The organism is Amycolatopsis ruanii (assembly GCF_003385175.1).
GTDB classification, from domain to species: domain Bacteria; phylum Actinomycetota; class Actinomycetes; order Mycobacteriales; family Pseudonocardiaceae; genus Amycolatopsis_E; species Amycolatopsis_E thermalba.
This window is the reverse complement of record NZ_PQHY01000109.1, coordinates 1-17,876: the sequence shown is the minus strand read 5'-3', so window position 1 is coordinate 17,876 and position 17,876 is coordinate 1. Positions and strand designations below refer to the sequence as shown.

21 protein-coding genes are annotated in these 17,876 nt (G+C 72.7%); 14 read left to right on the top strand and 7 right to left on the bottom strand.

Features of this window, described 5'->3' with window-relative positions; all coding sequences use genetic code 11:
• Window positions 1-122: 122 nt before the first annotated feature.
• The 9 genes from D0D28_RS33135 to D0D28_RS33095 all read left to right on the top strand — a co-directional run bounded on the left by D0D28_RS33135 (window position 123) and on the right by D0D28_RS33095 (window position 9,897).
• The gene (locus D0D28_RS33135; RefSeq protein ID WP_429727777.1) at window positions 123-986 is read left to right on the top strand and encodes an SGNH/GDSL hydrolase family protein; all 864 of its coding nucleotides are present in this window, start codon (window positions 123-125) and stop codon (window positions 984-986) included.
• A gap of 34 nt (window positions 987-1,020) precedes the next feature.
• Window positions 1,021-2,385 carry a replication-associated recombination protein A gene (locus D0D28_RS33130; protein ID WP_027928667.1) on the top strand — a complete coding sequence of 455 codons (1,365 nt, stop codon included), beginning with the start codon at window positions 1,021-1,023 and terminating at the stop codon, window positions 2,383-2,385.
• A 196-nt stretch (window positions 2,386-2,581) separates the two neighbouring features.
• On the top strand, window positions 2,582-2,980 hold the full coding sequence (locus D0D28_RS33125; protein ID WP_094008021.1) for a DUF948 domain-containing protein: 399 nt from the start codon (window positions 2,582-2,584) through the stop codon (window positions 2,978-2,980).
• Complete coding sequence (locus D0D28_RS33120) at window positions 2,977-3,276, top strand: hypothetical protein (protein WP_094008022.1); 300 nt, start codon at window positions 2,977-2,979, stop codon at window positions 3,274-3,276. The genes D0D28_RS33125 and D0D28_RS33120 overlap by 4 nt, the downstream gene beginning before the upstream one ends.
• Window positions 3,277-3,360: 84 nt before the next feature.
• Window positions 3,361-6,021, top strand: a complete 2,661-nt coding sequence (alaS, locus tag D0D28_RS33115; RefSeq protein ID WP_116115073.1) for an alanine--tRNA ligase — start codon at window positions 3,361-3,363, stop codon at window positions 6,019-6,021.
• Complete coding sequence (gene ruvX, locus D0D28_RS33110; RefSeq protein WP_116115071.1) at window positions 6,018-6,509, top strand: Holliday junction resolvase RuvX; 492 nt, start codon at window positions 6,018-6,020, stop codon at window positions 6,507-6,509. Before alaS ends, ruvX begins: the two co-directional genes overlap by 4 nt.
• Window positions 6,510-6,733: 224 nt before the next feature.
• Window positions 6,734-8,101 (top strand): endolytic transglycosylase MltG, encoded by a 1,368-nt coding sequence (gene mltG / locus D0D28_RS33105; RefSeq protein WP_094008025.1) that lies wholly within the window; start codon window positions 6,734-6,736, stop codon window positions 8,099-8,101.
• Window positions 8,102-8,105: 4 nt separating this feature from the next.
• A complete protein-coding gene (locus D0D28_RS33100; protein ID WP_275895933.1) occupies window positions 8,106-8,945 on the top strand; it encodes a shikimate dehydrogenase in 840 nt (279 codons plus the stop codon).
• 10 nt (window positions 8,946-8,955) lie between these two features.
• A complete protein-coding gene (locus D0D28_RS33095; RefSeq protein WP_116115075.1) occupies window positions 8,956-9,897 on the top strand; it encodes a D-2-hydroxyacid dehydrogenase family protein in 942 nt (313 codons plus the stop codon).
• A 39-nt stretch (window positions 9,898-9,936) separates the two neighbouring features.
• Here the strand turns inward: D0D28_RS33095 and D0D28_RS33090 are convergent, their stop codons facing one another.
• From D0D28_RS33090 to D0D28_RS33065, 6 genes are all read right to left on the bottom strand, one after another.
• Window positions 9,937-10,758, bottom strand: coding sequence for a S1 family peptidase (locus tag D0D28_RS33090; RefSeq protein WP_116115067.1), 822 nt, complete (start codon window positions 10,756-10,758; stop codon window positions 9,937-9,939).
• 2 nt (window positions 10,759-10,760) lie between these two features.
• Window positions 10,761-11,456 carry a S1 family peptidase gene (locus tag D0D28_RS33085; RefSeq protein WP_116115065.1) on the bottom strand — a complete coding sequence of 232 codons (696 nt, stop codon included), beginning with the start codon at window positions 11,454-11,456 and terminating at the stop codon, window positions 10,761-10,763.
• A 146-nt stretch (window positions 11,457-11,602) separates the two neighbouring features.
• Complete coding sequence (locus tag D0D28_RS33080; protein ID WP_116115063.1) at window positions 11,603-12,421, bottom strand: serine hydrolase domain-containing protein; 819 nt, start codon at window positions 12,419-12,421, stop codon at window positions 11,603-11,605.
• A gap of 52 nt (window positions 12,422-12,473) precedes the next feature.
• On the bottom strand, window positions 12,474-12,740 hold the full coding sequence (locus D0D28_RS33075) for an HPr family phosphocarrier protein (protein WP_094008030.1): 267 nt from the start codon (window positions 12,738-12,740) through the stop codon (window positions 12,474-12,476).
• Between the two features lie 13 nt (window positions 12,741-12,753).
• Complete coding sequence (locus D0D28_RS33070) at window positions 12,754-13,944, bottom strand: PTS transporter subunit EIIC (RefSeq protein WP_094008031.1); 1,191 nt, start codon at window positions 13,942-13,944, stop codon at window positions 12,754-12,756.
• Between the two features lie 41 nt (window positions 13,945-13,985).
• Window positions 13,986-14,753 (bottom strand): GntR family transcriptional regulator, encoded by a 768-nt coding sequence (locus tag D0D28_RS33065; protein WP_094008032.1) that lies wholly within the window; start codon window positions 14,751-14,753, stop codon window positions 13,986-13,988.
• Window positions 14,754-14,844: 91 nt separating this feature from the next.
• Between D0D28_RS33065 and D0D28_RS33060 the strand changes: the two genes are divergently transcribed.
• Together D0D28_RS33060 and D0D28_RS33055 are read left to right on the top strand one after the other, a co-directional pair.
• Entirely contained in the window at window positions 14,845-15,153 is a 309-nt protein-coding gene (locus D0D28_RS33060) for a glucose PTS transporter subunit EIIB (protein WP_255407950.1), read from the top strand.
• Entirely contained in the window at window positions 15,150-15,602 is a 453-nt protein-coding gene (locus tag D0D28_RS33055) for a PTS sugar transporter subunit IIA (RefSeq protein ID WP_094008034.1), read from the top strand. Before D0D28_RS33060 ends, D0D28_RS33055 begins: the two co-directional genes overlap by 4 nt.
• On the opposite strand, the gene D0D28_RS33050 is transcribed toward D0D28_RS33055, so the two are convergent.
• On the bottom strand, window positions 15,599-16,048 hold the full coding sequence (locus tag D0D28_RS33050) for a Rieske (2Fe-2S) protein (protein WP_240323449.1): 450 nt from the start codon (window positions 16,046-16,048) through the stop codon (window positions 15,599-15,601). The two genes, D0D28_RS33055 and D0D28_RS33050, sit on opposite strands and share 4 nt — an antisense overlap.
• Window positions 16,049-16,162: 114 nt before the next feature.
• Here D0D28_RS33050 and D0D28_RS33045 point away from each other — a divergent pair, with 114 nt between their 5' ends.
• From D0D28_RS33045 to D0D28_RS33035, 3 genes are read left to right on the top strand one after another with little or no spacing between them, the layout of a single operon-like run.
• Window positions 16,163-16,552 (top strand): hypothetical protein, encoded by a 390-nt coding sequence (locus tag D0D28_RS33045; RefSeq protein WP_094008036.1) that lies wholly within the window; start codon window positions 16,163-16,165, stop codon window positions 16,550-16,552.
• Between the two features lie 23 nt (window positions 16,553-16,575).
• On the top strand, window positions 16,576-17,061 hold the full coding sequence (locus D0D28_RS33040) for a sigma-70 family RNA polymerase sigma factor (protein ID WP_240323451.1): 486 nt from the start codon (window positions 16,576-16,578) through the stop codon (window positions 17,059-17,061).
• Complete coding sequence (locus D0D28_RS33035) at window positions 17,058-17,687, top strand: anti-sigma factor family protein (RefSeq protein WP_116115057.1); 630 nt, start codon at window positions 17,058-17,060, stop codon at window positions 17,685-17,687. Before D0D28_RS33040 ends, D0D28_RS33035 begins: the two co-directional genes overlap by 4 nt.
• The last annotated feature ends 189 nt before the right edge of the window (window positions 17,688-17,876 follow it).

The window sequence follows — 17,876 nt, the reverse complement described above, 5'->3', positions numbered from 1 at the left end:
CCATCCACCCAGGCGAACTCTCCCCGGCCCACCCCCACAAACCCAGACGTTCGCTGAGCCGTCCGGGGCGTGTTACCCGGCGATCACGTGGTGGGCGGCTCCGTGCCTGATGGTCTTCAGACGTGACTGCGGTGCGTGAAGAATTCACCCAGACCCCCGATCCGCTTCCCCGTGCCGTTCGCCTGGCCGTGCTCGGCGACTCCACCGCCGTGGGCCTCGGCGACCCCGTCCCCGGCGGCTCCTGGCGTGGCGTCGGCCCGCTGGTGGCCGCCGCGCTGGGCATCCCGCCCGCCGGGTACCTCAACACCGCCTTCACCGGGGCCCGGATGCGCTGCGTGCGCACCGGCCAGCTGCCGGCGGCCCTGCACCACCGGCCCGACGTCGCGGTCGTGATCGTCGGCATGAACGACACCCTCCGCTCCGACTTCGACCCCCTCGGCATGGCCCGCGACCTCGAACACGTGGTGACCGCCCTGCAAGCCGTCGGCGCCACCGTCGTCACCATGCGCTTCCACGACCACAGCCGCGTCTTCCGGCTGCCCGGCCCGCTGCGCCGCGCCCTCACCGCGCGCATCACCGAGCTCAACGACGTCATCGAACTCGTCACCCGCCGCCACGGCGCCACCTGCCTCGACCTGGGCTCGCTGCCCGGCGCGTACGACCTCGCCGCCTGGAGCGTCGACCGGCTGCACCCCTCCGAACTGGGCCACCGCCTCCTCGCGCGCGGGGTGACCGAACTCCTCGCCGACGCCGGGATCGCCGTGCCCTCGCCGGTGAGCCTCGTCTGCTCCGGCGGCGTCGCGCCCCGCACCGTCGACCACGTGGGCTGGCTCGTGCTCAAGGGCATCCCGTGGCTGTGGCGCCGCGGCCGCGACCTGCTGCCCTACGCGGCCGCCATCGTGGCCCGGTCGGCGGCCGAGTCCTGGCGCGCCCGGCGCGTCGAGCCCCTGGAACTGGAGGCGGCGCCGCGACCGGCGGAGCAGTGACGGTTTCGTCGGGGGTCCGCATTACGGTGGAGGCGTGCAGGACGAACTCTTCACGGTGAACCCGGACCTGGAGCCGCCGCCGGAGCGCGTGACGCAGCCCCAGACGGCGCCGGTCCCGCCGGGTTCGCCCCTCGCCGTCCGGATGCGGCCGCGCTCGCTCGACGAGGTGGTCGGGCAGCAGCACCTCCTCGGCGAAGGCGCCCCGCTGCGCCGCCTCGTCGAGGGCGCCGCCCCGGCCTCGGTGCTCCTCTACGGCCCGCCCGGCACCGGCAAGACCACCCTCGCCAACCTCGTCTCCACCGCCACCGGCCGCCGCTTCGTCGCGCTGTCCGCGCTCTCCGCCGGCGTCAAGGAGGTCCGCGGCGTCATCGAGGAAGCCCGGCGCCGCCGCCAGTACAACGCCGAGAACACCGTCCTGTTCATCGACGAGGTGCACCGCTTCTCCAAGACCCAGCAGGACGCCCTGCTCGGCGCGGTCGAGGACCGCACGGTCCTGCTCGTCGCCGCCACCACCGAGAACCCGTCGTTCTCCGTCGTCTCCCCGCTGCTGTCCCGCTCGCTCGTGCTGCAGCTCAAACCCCTCACCGACGACGACGTGCGCTTGCTCATCCGCCGCGCGCTGGCCGACGAGCGCGGCCTGGACGGCGAGCTGGAACTCACGCCGGAGGCCGAGGACCACCTCGTCCGCCTGGCCTCCGGCGACGCCCGCCGCGCGCTGACCGCACTCGAAGCCGCCGCCGACGCCGCGTCGGCCACCGAGCACAAGACCATCGACCTGCCGATCGTCGAGTCCACCGTGGACAAGGCGGCGGTGCGCTACGACCGCGACGGCGACCAGCACTACGACGTCATCAGCGCGTTCATCAAGTCCATCCGCGGCTCCGACGTGGACGCCGCGCTGCACTACCTGGCCCGCATGATCGAGGCGGGGGAGGACCCGCGGTTCCTCGCCCGCCGCCTCGTCGTGCACGCCAGCGAGGACATCGGCATGGCCGACCCGACCGCGCTGCAGACCGCGGTCGCCGCCGCGCACGCCGTCCAGTTCATCGGCATGCCCGAGGGCAGGCTCGCGCTGGCCCAGGCCACCATCCACCTCGCCACCGCCCCCAAGTCGAACGCCGTGGTCACCGGCATCGACGCGGCACTGGCCGACGTGCGCGCCGGCCGCCTGGGCACGGTGCCCCCGCACCTGCGCGACGGCCACTACGCGGGCGCGGCCAAGCTCGGCAACGCCCAGGGCTACCGCTACCCGCACGACGTGCCCGAAGGCGTGGTCGCGCAGCAGTACCCGCCGGACGAGGTGGTGGGCGTGGACTACTACCACCCGACGCAACGCGGCGCCGAACGCACGCTGTCCGAGCGCGTGCCCCGGCTGCGCCGCTCGGTGCGCGGCGGCTGACCGGCGCGCCCGGGCCTGCCGATGACCGGGGCGGCATCGTCACGGACACGCCGCGCGAGGCGGTCGCCGGCGCGGGGTCCGCACCACGCCGAGCGATGCCGGCGCTCGGCTCCGGCCCGGAGGGGCCGTCCAGCCACTGACGGCGACGCACGGTAACCTGACCGGCATTCACGCCGCTAGAACCCGAGGAGGGCCCGTGTCGGCAGGGCAGATCGCCGCGTTGATCGCCGCAGGAGCGTTCGTCCTGCTGGTGCTGCTGCTGGCGATCCCGTTGATCAAGCTCGGTCGCACGCTCGACGAGGCGACGATCGCCATCCGCAAGGCGCACCAGAACTCCGACCCGATCCTGATCGGCGCCAACGAGACGATCACCCACGTCAACACCCAGCTCGAGCGCGTCGACGGGATCACCGCGAACGCCCAGGCCGTGAGCGGCAACGTGTCCGCGCTGTCGTCGGTCTTCACCGCGACCCTCGGCGGCCCGCTGGTCAAGACCGCCGCCCTGTCCTACGGCCTGAGCAAGGCCATCCGCTCCCGCCGCAAGAGCAAGGAGCTCGCCGACGGCAAGCACAGCCGGAAGCGGGGCCGCAAGTGAAGCGCCTGTTCTGGCTCGGCGTCGGCGTCGTGACCGGCGTCGCACTGACCCGCAAGGCAGGTCAAACCGCTCGTCAAGCGTCGCCGGCGGGGTTAGCCTCGAACCTGGGTGACGCCGTGTCGGAGCTGGCCGGCGCCATCGGATCGTTCGGCGCGGACGTGCGCGCCGGGATGAGCGAGCGGGAACAGGAGCTGCGTCACATGGTGGAGGACCGGTCCGGGGTGAGCACCCCGCGCGCCTCCGAAGGCCGGCACGCGGCCCGGCGCCCGGCGCGAGCTCGCCGGGCGGAGGGCTGACGCGGCCCAGCCAGCCGCGCCCTCCGCCGACGCCGCAGCCCCTGACACACGCGGCGCCCGCCGCTTCCCCACGAGGACTGACCAGTGGAAACACACGAGATCAACAAGCGGTTCCTGGCGCACTTCCAGGCCAAGGACCACACCCCGGTGCCCAGCGCGTCGCTGATCCTGGACGACCCGACGCTGCTGTTCGTCAACGCCGGCATGGTCCAGTTCAAGCCGTACTTCCTGGGCGAGGTCCCGCCGCCGTACCCGCGCGCGACCAGCATCCAGAAGTGCGTGCGCACCGGCGACATCGACGAGGTCGGCAAGACCACGCGGCACAACACGTTCTTCCAGATGGCCGGGAACTTCTCCTTCGGCGACTACTTCAAGGAAGGCGCGATCGCCAACGCCTGGGAGCTGATCACCAAGTCCTCCGACGACGGCGGCTTCGGCTTCGACCCCGACCGCATCTGGGTCACCGTCTACGAGAACGACTCCGAAGCGGCGGGCCTGTGGCAGAAGGTCGCCGGCATCCCGTCCGAGCGCATCCAGGCGCGCGACGGCCGCGACAACTACTGGGACATGGGCGTGCCCGGCCCCGGCGGCCCGTGCTCGGAGATCTACTACGACCGCGGCCCGGAGTTCGGCCGCGACGGCGGCCCGGTGGTCGACGAGGACCGGTACCTGGAGATCTGGAACCTCGTGTTCATGCAGGACATCCGGGGTGAGCAGAGCCCGAAGTACGGCCACCCGCCGATCGGCGAGCTGCCGAAGAAGAACATCGACACCGGCATGGGCGTCGAGCGCGTCGCCTACCTGCTGCAGGGCGTGGAGAACGTCTACGAGACCGACCTGGTGCGCCCGGTGATCGCGCGCGCCGAGGAGTTCTCCGGCCGCCGCTACGGCGCGAACCACGCCGACGACGTGCGGTTCCGCGTCATCGCCGACCACGCCCGCTCCGGCGTGATGCTGATCGGCGACGGCGTGACCCCGGGCAACGAGGCACGCGGCTACGTGCTGCGCCGCCTGCTGCGCCGCATCGTGCGCTCGGTGCGCCTGCTCGGCGTGCACGAGCCGGTGCTGCCCGAGTTCGCCGCGGTGGTGCGGGACGCGATGGCGCCGTCCTACCCGGAGATCGCGCGCGACTTCGACCGGATCAGCGACGTCATGCGGGTCGAGGAGGAGGCGTTCCTGCAGACCCTGACCAGCGGGTCGCGGATCTTCGACCTCGCCGCGGAGGAGACCAAGAAGGCCGGCGGCGACGTGCTGGCCGGTGACCGCGCCTTCCAGCTGCACGACACCTACGGCTTCCCGATCGACCTGACCCTCGAGATGGCCGCCGAGCAGGGGCTGTCGGTGGACGAGGACGGGTTCCGGACGCTGATGGAGGAGCAGCGCCAGCGCGCGAAGGCCGACGCGGCGGCCCGCAAGAAGGGCCACGGTGACCTGTCGGTCTACCGCGAGCTGCTGGAGCGGCACGGCGAGACCGACTTCCTCGGCTACACCGACCTGCAGGCCGGCGCCAAGGTCATCGGCCTGCTCAAGGACGGCCAGGGCGTGCCGGTCGTGCGCGAGGGCGACAAGGCCGAGCTGATCCTCGACCGCACCCCGTTCTACGCCGAAAGCGGTGGCCAGGTCGCCGACACCGGTGTCCTGCTCGGCTCCGGCGGCGAGGCCAAGGTCGTCGACGTGCAGAAGGTCGTGCCCGGTCTGTGGGTGCACCGCGTCGAGGTGATCGCGGGCGAGATCGGCCTGGACACCGAGGTCACCGGGTCGGTCGACCAGACCCGCCGCGGCTCGATCGCGCGCTCGCACTCGGCCACCCACCTGGTGCACGCCGCGGTCCGCGGTGCCTACGGCCGCCGCGCCGCGCAGGCCGGTTCGCTGAACTCGCCGGGTCGCATGCGGTTCGACTTCACCACTCCCGGCCCGGTCTCCACCGACGTGCTGACCGAGGTGGAGGAGGAGGTCAACGACTACCTCCAGAACGACGTCGAGGTGCAGACCTACACCACGACCAAGGACAAGGCGCTGGAGCTGGGCGCGGTCGCGCTGTTCGGCGAGAAGTACGGCGACAACGTCCGCGTCGTCGACATGGGCGAGTACTCGCGCGAGCTGTGCGGTGGCACCCACGTGGGCCGCATCGGCGAGCTCGGCCTGGTGAAGCTGGTGTCGGACTCCTCGATCGGCTCCGGCGTGCACCGCGTCGAGGCGCTGGTCGGCACCGACGCGCTCAAGCACGTGCGCAAGGAGCAGCTGCTGGTCTCGCAGCTGGCGAACACCTTCAAGGTGCCCAGCGACGCGCTGCCCTCCCGCATCGAGGACGTGCTGACCCGCCTGCGCAACGCGGAGAAGGAGATCGCCCAGCTGCGCACCCAGCAGGTGCTCGGCTCGGCCGGCTCGCTCGCGGACAAGGCGACCGACGTCCAGGGCGTGTCGCTGGTCGCGGAGAAGCTCGACGGCGACATCGACGCGGGCGCGCTGCGCTCGCTGGCCCAGGAGGTCCGCAACCGGCTCGGCTCGCGCCCCGGTGTGGTCGCGTTGTTCGCGCCGCAGGGCGAGAAGCTCAGCTTCGTCGTGGCCACCACGGCCGCGGCCCGCGACAAGGGCTTCGCGGCGGGCAAGCTGGTGCCGGCCTTCGCGGAGGCGGTCGGCGGCCGCGGCGGCGGCAAGCCGGACCTCGCGCAGGGCGGCGGCAGCAACCCGGCGGGTATCGAGCAGGCCATCACGGCGCTGCGTGGCGCGGTCGCGGCAGGGTGACCGCACGGAAACCGGACCGCCCCGGGGAGCACGATCCCGGGGCCGGCCGGCGGCTCGGCGTCGATGTCGGATCCGTCCGGGTCGGGGTGGCGCTCAGCGATCCCTCGCCGGTCCTCGCCAGCCCGCTGGTTACCCTGTCGCGTGATGCGAACAGCGACAGCGATCTCGAGCAGCTTGCCGCACTGGTGGCCGAACACGAGGTGGTGGAGGTGATCGTGGGACTGCCCCGCACACTCGCCGACCGCCACGGACCGGCTGCGGAGATCGCCGCCGGCTACGCCGCCGCGGTCGCCGGGCGGATCGCGCCGGTCCCGGTGCGGCTCGCCGACGAGCGCCTCACCACGGTCAGCGCGTCCCGCATGCTGTCCCAGCGGGGCGTGAAGGGCCGCAAGCAGCGCGCGGTGGTCGACCAGGCCGCCGCCGTGGAGATCCTGCAGGGCTGGCTCGACGCCCGGGCCGCCCACCGGGCACGGGCGGGTGAGGCGTGAGCGAGCAGCCCCCGCACCCCGGTTCCCCGCGTCCCGATTCCCCGCGTGCCGATTCCCCACGTGCCGGGGCGCCGCGGCGTCGTCCGCCCGTGCCCCCGCCGCCGCCGGTCCCGCCGCGCGGCGCGGACCGGGCCATGCCCGCACGCCGTCCCGGCGCGCCGCGTCACGCGCGCCCCGAGACGCCCCAGCCACCGCCGCCGGCGCCGCCGCAGGCACCGCCGCCGATGGCGCCGCGACGCCCGCCCGTGCGCCGTCCCGCGCCGGCCGACCACGGCCTCGATCTGTTCGACGAGCGGCCCCCGCCGCCGCGTCCCCGCCGGCCGCGCCAGCCGCCGCCGGACGAGTCGCCGACCGAGATCATCCACCTCGAGGACGACTACGACTACGACGAGTACGACGACTACCCGGAGAACGCCGACGAGGAGCGCGCCGAGCCCGAGTACATCGAGCCGGCCGACGACGATCCGGCCGAGCCGGAACGCCGCCGCAAGCCGGTGCGCTGGCTGGTCGCGCTCGTCGTGCTCGCGCTCATCGGCGGCGGCGCCTGGTACGGCATCGACGCCGTCTTCGGTTACGACGACTACGAGGGCAGCGGCGAGTCCGACGTCCTGATCGAGATCAGCGCGGGCGACTCGACCGGCGCGATCGGGCAGGAACTGGCCGGGGCCGGGGTCGTGGCCAGCGCGAAGGCGTTCGTGAAGGCCAGCGAGGACAACTCGAAGGTGCTGAGCCTGCAGCCCGGCTACTACGTCGTGAAGACGAAGATGTCCGGCGCCGCGGCGGTGGCGAGGCTGACCCAGGACGGCTCGCGCGTCGGCGTGCTGCAGGTGCGTGCCGGGACCCAGCTGGACGACATCACCCAGCCCGACGGCACGGTCACGCCCGGCGTGTTCTCGCTGCTGTCGAAGGCCTCCTGCGCGCAGCTGAACGGCCAGAGCACGTGCATCCCGGTCGAGCAGCTGCGCGACACCGCGGCCAAGGCCGACCTGAAGGCACTGGGCGCGCCGGACTGGGCCGTGCCGGTGATCTCCGGGTCCACCGACGCCCGCCGCATCGAGGGCCTGGTCGCCCCCGGGGTCTACGACGTCAAGCCCGGCTGGTCGGCCGAGGAACTGCTGTCCTACGTGCTCAAGACGTCGGCCACCCGGATCCAGAGCGCCGGGCTGGCCGCGACGTCGAAGTTCCAGGGCCGCACGCCGTACGAGACGCTGATCGTCGCCTCGCTCATCGAGCGGGAGGGCGTCAAGCAGGACTTCGAGAACATCGGGCAGGTCATCTACAACCGGCTCGCGCAGAACATGCGGCTGCAGCTGGACTCGACGGTGAACTACCTGCTGGACAAGCCGGTCGTGACCACCACCGACGAGGACCGCAACCGGCCCGGCCCGTACAACACGTACAAGATCCCGGGGCTGCCGCCGACGCCGATCTCCTCGCCCAGCCCGGAGGCCATCGACGCGGCGGCCAACCCCACCCAGGGCACCTACGTGTACTTCGTCAAGTGCGAGAAGAACGGCCTGTCCTGCTTCGCCTCGGACCTCCCCGAGCACGAGCAGAACAAGACCCTGGCGAGGCAACGCGGTGCCTACTGAGCCGGTGCCTACCGAACGCAGGGCCGCGGTGCTGGGCAAGCCGGTGGCGCACTCGCTGTCGCCGGTCCTGCACCAGGCGGCGTACGCGGCACTGGGATTGCACGGGTGGACCTACGACCGCGTCGAGATGGACGCCGAGGGTCTGCCCGGGTTCGTGCGCGGGCTCGGCCCGGAATGGGCCGGCCTGTCGGTCACCATGCCGGGCAAGCGGGCCGCGCTGGACTTCGCGAGCGAGGCCACGCCACGGGCGGTGGCCGCGGGCGCGGCCAACACGCTGGTGCGGACCGCCGGCGGGTGGCTGGCCGACTGCACGGACGTCGACGGGGTCGCCGGTGCGCTGCGGTGCGCGGGCGGTTTCACCGGCGGGGACACCGGTCTGGTCCTCGGCGCGGGCGGCACGGCGGCCGCGACCGTCGTGGCGTTCGCGGCCCTGGGCGTCCGGCGCGCGGTGCTCGTGGTGCGCGACCCGGCGCGGGCGCGGGAGACCGTCGAGGCGGCCGGCCGGGCCGGTATCGAGGCCGACGTGCGCGGGTGGGCCTCGGCGGACTTCGGCAAGCTCGCCGCCGACTGCGCGGTGCTGGTGAGCACCGTCCCGCCCGCGGCGGTCGCGGAGCACGCGGCCGAGCTGGCCGCGGCGCCGTGCGTGCTGGACGTCATCTACCACCCGTGGCCCACACCGCTGGCCGAGGCCGGCGCCGGCCGGGTCGCCACCGGACTGGACATGCTGCTGCACCAGGCGTTCGGGCAGGTCGAGCACTTCACCGGACGGCCCGCCCCGCGCGAGGCGATGCGGGACGCCCTGCGCGCGGCCACGGGCGGCATCCTGCCGCTGCCCCTGGACTAGCGTGAGCACCATGAAGATCGTGGTGCTGGACGACTATCAGGACGTCGCGCGGAGCCTCGCGGACTGGGATTCGCTGGGAGCCGAGGTCGAGGTGATCACCTCCTACCTCGGGGACCACGACGAGCTGGTCCGGCGGCTGGCCGGCGCCGAGGTCGTCGTCGCGATGCGGGAGCGCACGCGGTTCACCGCCGAGCTGCTGGAGCGGCTGCCCGACCTGAAGCTGCTGGTCAGCACCGGCCGCCGGAACGCGGCCATCGACCTCAAGGCCACCGAGCGGCTGGGCGTCACGGTGTGCGGCACCGGCTACCTGCCGCACCCGACGGCCGAGCACACCTGGGCGCTCATCCTCGCCGCGCACCGCCACCTGGAGACCGAGCTGGCCGCCATGCGCGACGGCGCGTGGCAGTCCACCGTGGGCGCCGGCCTGCACGGCAAGACGCTCGGCCTGCTCGGGCTCGGCAACCTCGGCCAGCGGGTGGCGAAGATCGGCCAGGCGTTCGGCATGGAAACCATCGCCTGGAGCCAGAACCTGACCGCCGAGCGGGCCGCCGAGCACGACGTCACCGCGGTGTCCAAAGAGGACCTGTTCGCGCGTGCGGACGTCCTGTCGGTGCACCTGGTGCTGTCCAAGCGCACCCGCGGTCTCGTCGGCGCGGCCGAGCTGGCCGCGATGAAGCCGGGCGCGCTGCTGGTCAACACCTCGCGCGGCCCGATCGTCGACGAGCAGGCGCTGCTGGACGCGCTGCGGGCGCGCCGCATCCACGCGGCGCTGGACGTCTACGACATCGAGCCGCTGCCGGCCGACCACCCGCTGCGCGCGATGCGCAACGCCACCCTGACCCCGCACCTGGGCTACGTGACGCGCGAGGTGTACGAGATCTTCTACCGGGACGCGGTCGAGGACATCGCTGCCTGGCGCGACGGCAACCCGGTGCGGGTCATGACGCTGTGACGGGGCGCCTCCCCGCGGGGAGAGGCGCCCCTGGCCGGCTCAGCGGACGATCGTGCCGCTGGAGCTGATGCGGTTGCTGATGTTGCTGGAGAAGGACTGCACCTCGGCGTAGACACCGGGGTAGTCCGGCCGGGCGCAGCCTTCGCCCCAGCTCACGATCCCGACCTCGACCCACTCGCCGGCCGCGTTCTTCTTGACCATCGGGCCGCCCGAGTCGCCCTGGCAGGTGTCCGTGCCGCCCTCCGGGTAGCCGGCGCACAGCTCGTAGGCCGGCTGGAGATCGCTGCCGTAGGACTGCTGGCAGGTGGAGTCGCTGACGTAGGGCACGGTCGCGTACTTGAGGTAGCGCGACTGGCCGCCGCCCTCGACGGTGGCGCCCCAGCCCATGATGGTGAAGGTGCCGCTGTTGAGGGAGGTGTCGCCGGGCGCGGCGAACTTCAGCGTCGGCGCGGACGGGGCGGAGGCCAGTTCGATCAGCGCCCAGTCCTGCGCGCCGGTGCTGGCGTAGGCGGGGCTGCGGTAGACGTAGGTCGACTTGATCGACTGGCCGCCGCTGCTCTGCAGGTCCACCTTGCCGATCGTGGCGGTGATGCTGGAGTTGGTGCCGGTCCGGGACACGCAGTGCGCCGCGGTCAGCACGACCCGGGGTGCGACGAGCGCGCCGCCGCAGCCCATGGACAGCCGCACCATCCACGGGAACTGGCCCTGGGTGGCGTTGGTGCCGCCGACGACGAACGGCGTGACCGTGTCACCGGCCGGTTGCGCGGCCTGCGCCGGGGTCAGCGCCGCGATGTCCGCGGTGGCGAACGCGGCGGTCGTCAGAATGGCCCGCCGGATTGTTTTGCGCAGTGATTTCCGCATTGTCAGACCCCCGCCGTCCGAGTGATCCAGGATCGGTTCGCGGCGACGCTGCCGTAGATTTGCGAAGAACTGCCGTCCGCCATCGACGCCACGCCCACCTGCACGCCATTGGCCATTTGGGGGCCGCCGGAATCGCCCTTCCAGGCCACGCCGTTCACGCCGGTGGAGCAGATCGCGCGGCCGCCGTAGGCGTCGGTGCAGCTGCCGCCGATGCGCGTGTTGCGCACGGTCGCGGTCTTGAGCTGCTCGGCCGCGGAGCCGTCGTAGCTGGTGCGGCCCCAGCCGTAGATGGAGTTCGTGCTGCCGACCGCCTGGCCGGCGCCGGCCAGCCGGGCGTAGGTGGTGCTGATCGAAGTGCCGAGCTGGAGCAGGGCGAAATCGCTGCTGGGGTTGGCGACCTGGCGCGTCACGGTCGCGGTGACGCCGCCGGAGGAGCGGTACACGCTGCCGACGCGCACGGTCATGCCCGAGCCGAGGCAGTGCTTGGCGGTGAGCACCCACCGCGACGCGATGATGGTGCCCGAGCAGTTGAACTGACCGTCGACGAACACGGCCGCCGCCCACGGCGCGCTCGACACGGTGCTGCCCCCGACGATGAACGGTTCGACGGCCGGTCCCGCGGCGAATGCGGGAGCGGCGCCGCCCGCGGCGATCCCGGCCGCGGCGAGAACGGTGGAAATCCACCGGAAAATGCGCATGACGAATAAACCTCCGCAGGGGTGAGGTATTCGCGCCCGACGATGTGCGCGACAGGCAGAAGTTAGCGCGAGAAGAACCCGACGAAAGTCGTCAATGCGGATCGGGTGGCCGGGAACGACCCGGATGGCCTACGACCAGTGGCCGGTCACCCGGCGCGCAGTTCGGCGAGCACGGCGTCGGTGAACGGCGGCCACGCCTCGATCGCCCAGGGGCCGAAGTCCAGGTCCGTCAGCACGACGCACGCGGCGGCCGCGTCCGGGTCCACCCACAGGAACGTGCCGGACTGGCCGAAGTGCCCGAACGTCCGCGGCGAGCTGCCCGCTCCGGTCCAGTGTGGACTCTTCGAGTCGCGGATCTCGAAGCCCAGCCCCCAGTCGTTGGGCTTCTGGTGCCCGAGCCCGGGCAGCACCCCGCTCAGCCCGGGGAAGGCGACGGCGGTCGCCGCGCGCAGGGTGGCCGGGTCGAGCAGCTTCGGCGCCTGCAGCTCGGCCGCGAACCGCACCAGGTCGTCCACGCTGGACACCCCGCCCGCGCCGGGGGAGCCCGCCAGCCGGGTCGACGTCATGCCGAGCGGGGCGAGCACGGCCTCCGACAGGTACTCGGCGAACGGGATGCCGGAGTGCTCGGCCAGCGCGTCGCCGAGGACCTGGAAGCCGGCGTTGGAGTACATGCGCCGCGTGCCGGGCGGGGCCATCACGCGGTCGGAGTCGAAGCCGAGGCCCGCGGTGTGCGCGAGCAGGTGCCGGATCGTCGCGCCCTCCGGCCCGGCGGGCGTGTCCAGCTCGACCACGCCCTCCTCGACGGCGATCAGCGCCGCGTACGCCGTGAGCAGCTTGGTCACCGAGGCCAGCCGGAACGTGCGCGCGGTGTCGCCGTGGCTGCCCGCCACCGTTCCGTCCGCCCGCACCACGGCCGCCGCCGCGTGCGGGGCAGGCCACTGATCGATCCGCTCCAGGCTCCGCATACCGCAAAGCCTAAACGGCGGCTGTCCCGCGCCGGGGACAGCCGCCGCCGGATCAGGCGTCGAGGTCGCTGGCGACCAGTTCGGCGACCGCGTCCACCGCGGCCTCCGCCCCGTCGCCCTCGGCGGCGATGACCACCTCGTCACCGTGGCCCGCGGCCAGCGTCATCAGGCTGAGCAGGCTCCCGGCCGGCACCGGGTCGGCACCGTCCTTGGCGATCGTCACCGGCACCGCCTGCGCGGCCGCCGTCTTGGCGACCAGGGCGGCGGGGCGGGCGTGCAGGCCCACCTTGCTGGCGACCGTCACACGTCGTTGCGGCATGTCGTCCCTTTCCTCACTTGCTGGGCGTGCCGGCGTCGGCGGCGGGCTGTTCGGCGTCGTCCTCCCGGCCCGGCGTGCGCAGGTTCCACTTCGTGATCACCCACCGGAACAGGAAGTAGTAGATGGCCGCGTAGACCAGGCCGATCGGGATCAGCAGCCACGCCCGGTTCGCCGCCGGCGCCGAGGAGTTCAGCGCGAAGTCGATGAACCCGGCCGAGAACGAGAACCCGAGGTGGATGTCCAGCGCGTTGCAGATCGCCAGAGACAGGCCGGTCAGCACGGCGTGGATCAGGTACAGCGGCCACGCGACGAACATGAACGCGAACTCGATCGGCTCGGTCACGCCGGTCAGGAACGAGGTGAACGCACCGGCGATCATGATGCCGCCGACGACCTTGCGCTGACCCGGCCGCGCGGTCTGCCAGATCGCCAGCGCGGCGGCGGGCAGCGCGAACATGAAGATCGGGAAGAAGCCGGTGGTGAAGGCGCCGGCGTTGGGGTCGCCGTTGAAGAAGTTGGTGATGTCGCCGCCGTCGAAGATGAACCACACCGGCACGTTGATCAGCTGGTGCAGGCCGATCGGCAGCAGCAGCCGGTTGAGCAGGCCGTAGATCCCGCCGCCCACGACGGCGTTGCCGGTCACCGCGTCACCGAGCCACTGCATCGCGTTGTCCACGGCCGGGAAGACCAGGCCGAACACGACGCCGATCAGCAGCAGCACCAGCGAGTTGACGATCGGCACGAACCGGCGGCCGCCGAAGAACGCCAGGTAGGGCGGCAGCTTCACGCGGTGGAACCGCTGCCACAGCACCGCGGTGACCAGGCCGACCACGATGCCGCCGAGCACGCTGTAGGGCCACTTGATCGGCTGCAGGTACCAGCCCTCCTTGAAGCCCTCCAGGTCGCTGACCGGCGCGAACACCTGCACGACCTTGTTGAACACCACGAACCCGACCACGGCGGCGACCCCGGTCGAGCCGTCCCCCTTGCGCGCGAAGCCGACGGCGATGCCGACCGCGAACAGCAGCGGCAGCCAGTCGAACAGGCCACCACCGGCCGCGGCGAGCACGGCGGCGACCTTGTCCCAGCCGAGGCCGTCCTTGCCGAGCAGGTCGTCCTGCCCGAGCCGGCTCAGCAGGCCGGCCGCGGGCAGGGTGGCGATGGGAAGCATGAGGCTGCGGCCGAAGCGCTGCAGCCCCGCCATCCCCCTGCCTTTGCCCTTGGTTCCATCTGCGACGGTGGCGCTCACGGGTTACCTCCGTGTTCGGCGGGGACTGTGCGATCGAGTTGCATGGACACCTGGTACCGGTCGCCCCGGTACCACGAGGTCATGTCCTCCACGGGGACTCCGGACGCGCTGGAGACCCGGCGGAAGACCAGGAGCGGGTCGCCGGTGCGGATGCCGAGCAGCCGCGCGGTCTCCCGGTCCGCCGCTTCCGACCACACCGTCTGGCGGGCGTGGTCCAAGCGGAGGTCGTAGTGCTGCGCGAGTTGCGCGTACAGCGAGGAGGTCAGGTCCAGATCCGGCAGCCCGGGCACCCGGCCCGGGTGGTACCAGCCGCGCTCGACGGCCAGCGGGGTGCCGTCCGCGCGGCGGCGGCGCACCAGCCGGTAGGCCGGTTCGCGCGGGCCCAGCCCGAGAGCGCCGGCGGTCTCCACCGGTGGGTTCTCCAGGCCGCAGTGCAGCAGCTCGGTGGCCGGGGTGAGGCCGCGGCGGCGCATGTCGTCGGTGAACGACATCAGGTAGAGCTGCAGCTCCATGCGCCGCGTGGCGGTGAAGGTGCCCTTGCCGCGGGCGCGGGTGAGCAGGCCCTCCTCGACGAGCTTGCCGATCGCGGAGCGGACCGTCAGCCGGGACACCTGGTAGCGCTCGGCCAGCTCGCGCTCGGACGGGATCGGCGACCCCGGCGGCAGCTCGCGCTCGATGCTGCGCCGCAGGATCTCCCGCAGCTGCGCGTGTTTCGGCGTCGGCCCGTCCACCACGCGGTCGGCGGTGGTCGCGGTCTGCGCCATGCCACCTCCAGGTTTCGGGTTGGTTTCCGGGGTCGCACCGGACGCCGGGAATTGGTACGTTCCGGTCTAGACCATTTCTTGATGGGGCAGAATGCTCCGCTACCCGGGCGGGTGTCAACCACCGTTACGGGTTCGTGTTCGGCAAGCAGAGAAGGAGGCCGCCGTGGCGGACGACAGGCCGGAACAGATCCTCGCGGCACTGGGCGGCGCGGACAACGTCGTCGAGATCGAAGGCTGCATCACGCGGCTGCGGTGCGAGCTCGAGGACGGCTCGCTGGTGGACGAGGCCGCGCTCAAGGCGGCCGGCGCGCACGGCGTGATGAAGATGGGCTCGGTGGTGCAGGTCGTCGTCGGCCCCGAGGCGGACACCATCGCCAGCGACATCCAGGACCTGATGTGAGCCTGACCGTGCAGAGCCCGGTGCCGGGCCGCGTCACGCCCATGTCCGAGGTGCCCGACCCGGTGTTCGCGCAGTCGATGGTCGGTCCCGGGGTCGCGGTGCTGCCCGCGGGCGGGCGGCAGGACGCGCTCAGCCCGGTCGACGGGACGGTGGTGACGCTGCACCCGCACGCGTTCGTCGTCGCGACCGAGGGTGGTCAGGGGGTGCTGGTGCACCTGGGCATCGACACGGTCAAGCAGAAGGGCGAGGGCTTCACGCTGCACGTCGTGAAGGGCGAGTCGGTGCGCGCCGGGCAGCCGCTGATCAGCTGGGACCCGGACGCGGTCGCCGCGGCGGGGTACTCACCGGTGGTGCCGGTGGTGGCGCTCGACGCGGACGCCGCGGCGCTGTCCGGGGTGCTCACCGGCGGCACCGTCGACGCCGGCGAGCAGCTCTTCGCCTGGGACTAAGCCGTCACCACGTTCTGCCCCTCGACCTTGACCGGGATCGGGGTCAGGCCGGTCTCCGCCGGGCCCTTCTCCAGCGCGCCGGTCAGGGTGTCGAACTCCGAGCCGTGCAGCGGGCACTTGATTGCGTCGCCTTCGGGGGCCACCGTCGCGCCCTGGTGCGGGCACACCGCGCTGAAGCAGGCCGCGGTGGTGTCGGTGGGGCGGGCGAGGATGGCCGGCTTGCCGTCGACCGTGACCGACTTGGCCTGGCCGACCTCGACGTCGCCCAGCGCCGCGACGGTGGTGCCGGACGGGGCGGCCGGGGCCGGGCCGGTGTTCTGGCTGCTTCCGGACGTGCCGCTGTCGCCGCCACCGCAGGCGGCCAGGACCACGGTGCCCGCGGCGGCGCCGGCCACGGCGACCCCGGTCGTCAGGACGGTACGGCGGGTGGGTGAGTGAGCAGTCATGCCCGGTGACACGACCGAGGGCCCCGGCGGGTTCAATCCGGCGGCGGATTGAACCCGATCGCGTTCCGCCCCGTGGTGAACGGTGCAAGGATCGCCGGTGGAGGAGGTCGGGTCATGGTCGCGTGGCTGTTGCGGATCCTGGTGGTCCTCGGGCTGCTCGGATCCGCGTGGGTGCACTGGGACCTGTGGGCCAACGAGGGCTTCGACTCGATCGACGTGATCGGGCCGTTGTTCCTGGTTAACGTCGTCGCCGGGGTGGTCATCGCGCTGGCCGTGCTGTTCTGGCACCACTGGCTGCCGGTGCTGGCCGCGATCGGGTTCGGCGCCGTGACGCTGGGCGCGTACCTGATCTCGCTGACGCCCGGCGGGCTGTTCGGCGTGCGGGAGCAGTTCGCCACGTCCGCCGAGACCTGGGGCGTGGTCACCGAGGCCGGGTGCGTCGTGTTCGGCGTGGCGTTGCTGTTCGCGCAGCGGGTGCGGCGGAAGCAGAGCGTGCCGGCGTGACCGGCGGCGCGGAAGACCAGTTGATGCGGGCGCTGCACGAGTACCACGCGGCCGCCCTCTGGTCCTACGCGCTGCGCCTGACCGGCGGGGACCGGGCCCGCGCCGAGGACGTCGTGCAGGAGACGCTGCTGCGGGCGTGGAAGCATCCCCGGGTGCTGGACCAGACGCGGGGGTCGGCGCGGGCGTGGCTGTTCACGGTGGCGCGCCGCATCGCGATCGACGACTGGCGGTCGGCCGCCCACCGGTCGGAGGTGACCACCGCTTCGCCGCCCGAGCTGGCCACGCCGGACGACACCGACCGGGCGCTGCAGGGCTGGCTGGTGGTGGAGGCGTTGAAGGAGTTGTCCGCGGCGCACCGCGAGGTGCTGCTGCTGTGTTACTTCCAGGGTTTCTCGGTCGCCGACGCGGCCGCGCGGCTCGGGATTTCCGCCGGGACGGTCAAGTCCCGGACGCACTACGCGCTGCGGGCGCTGAAGCTCGCGCTGGAGGAGAAGGGGGTGACCCGGTGACCGAGCCCGACGAGTTCGTGCCCTACGACGCGGCGTATGTGCTGGGCGCCCTCTCACCGGAGGACCGCGCCGCCTACGAGGCGCACCTGCGAGGGTGTGCGGCGTGTTCCCGCGCGGGGGCCGAGCTGGCCGGCCTGCCCGGGCTGTTGTCGCAGGTGACGCCGGACATGGTCGAGGCGGAGCCGCCGCCGGACCGGGTGCTGCCGGCGCTGCTGCGCGGGGTGCGGCGCGCCCGGCGCCGGCGAGTGCTGACGACGTTCGGGGTGGCGGTGGCCGCTGCGGCGGCGGTGCTGGTGGCGATCTTCGCACCGCAGCCGGATGCCGGTGGTGGGACAGCGATGACGCCCCTGGGCGCCTACCCGGTCCAGGCGACGGCCGCGGTGGCCGAGGTGTCGGGCGGTAGCCGGGTGGACATGTCGTGCAGCTACCGGGGCGCCTACCAGGGCGCGGGGTACCTGCTGGTGGCCGTGCGGGCGGACGGCTCGGAGTTCGAGCTGGCGACCTGGAACGCCGCCCCGGACCGGGACGCGCGGATCTCGGTGGGCACCGACCTGCCGCCCGAGGAGATCAAGGCGCTGGAAATCCGCACGACGAGCGGGGTGCCGCTGCTGCGGTGGCAGCCGTGAGGGTTTGGTTGTGCCCCCCTTTGCCGGGCGCGGCGGGCGGTGGTTGGGCCCCCTTTTTTTTTGGCTCTTTGTACTGATGTGTGGGTGGGTCTGCCCAGGTAGCGGAGGGGCACGTCGTTGCTGGGTCTAGGTTTCTGAGCTGTCGAGGAACAGAAACCGGATAGACGGAGAACGACGTGCCCGCTGCCA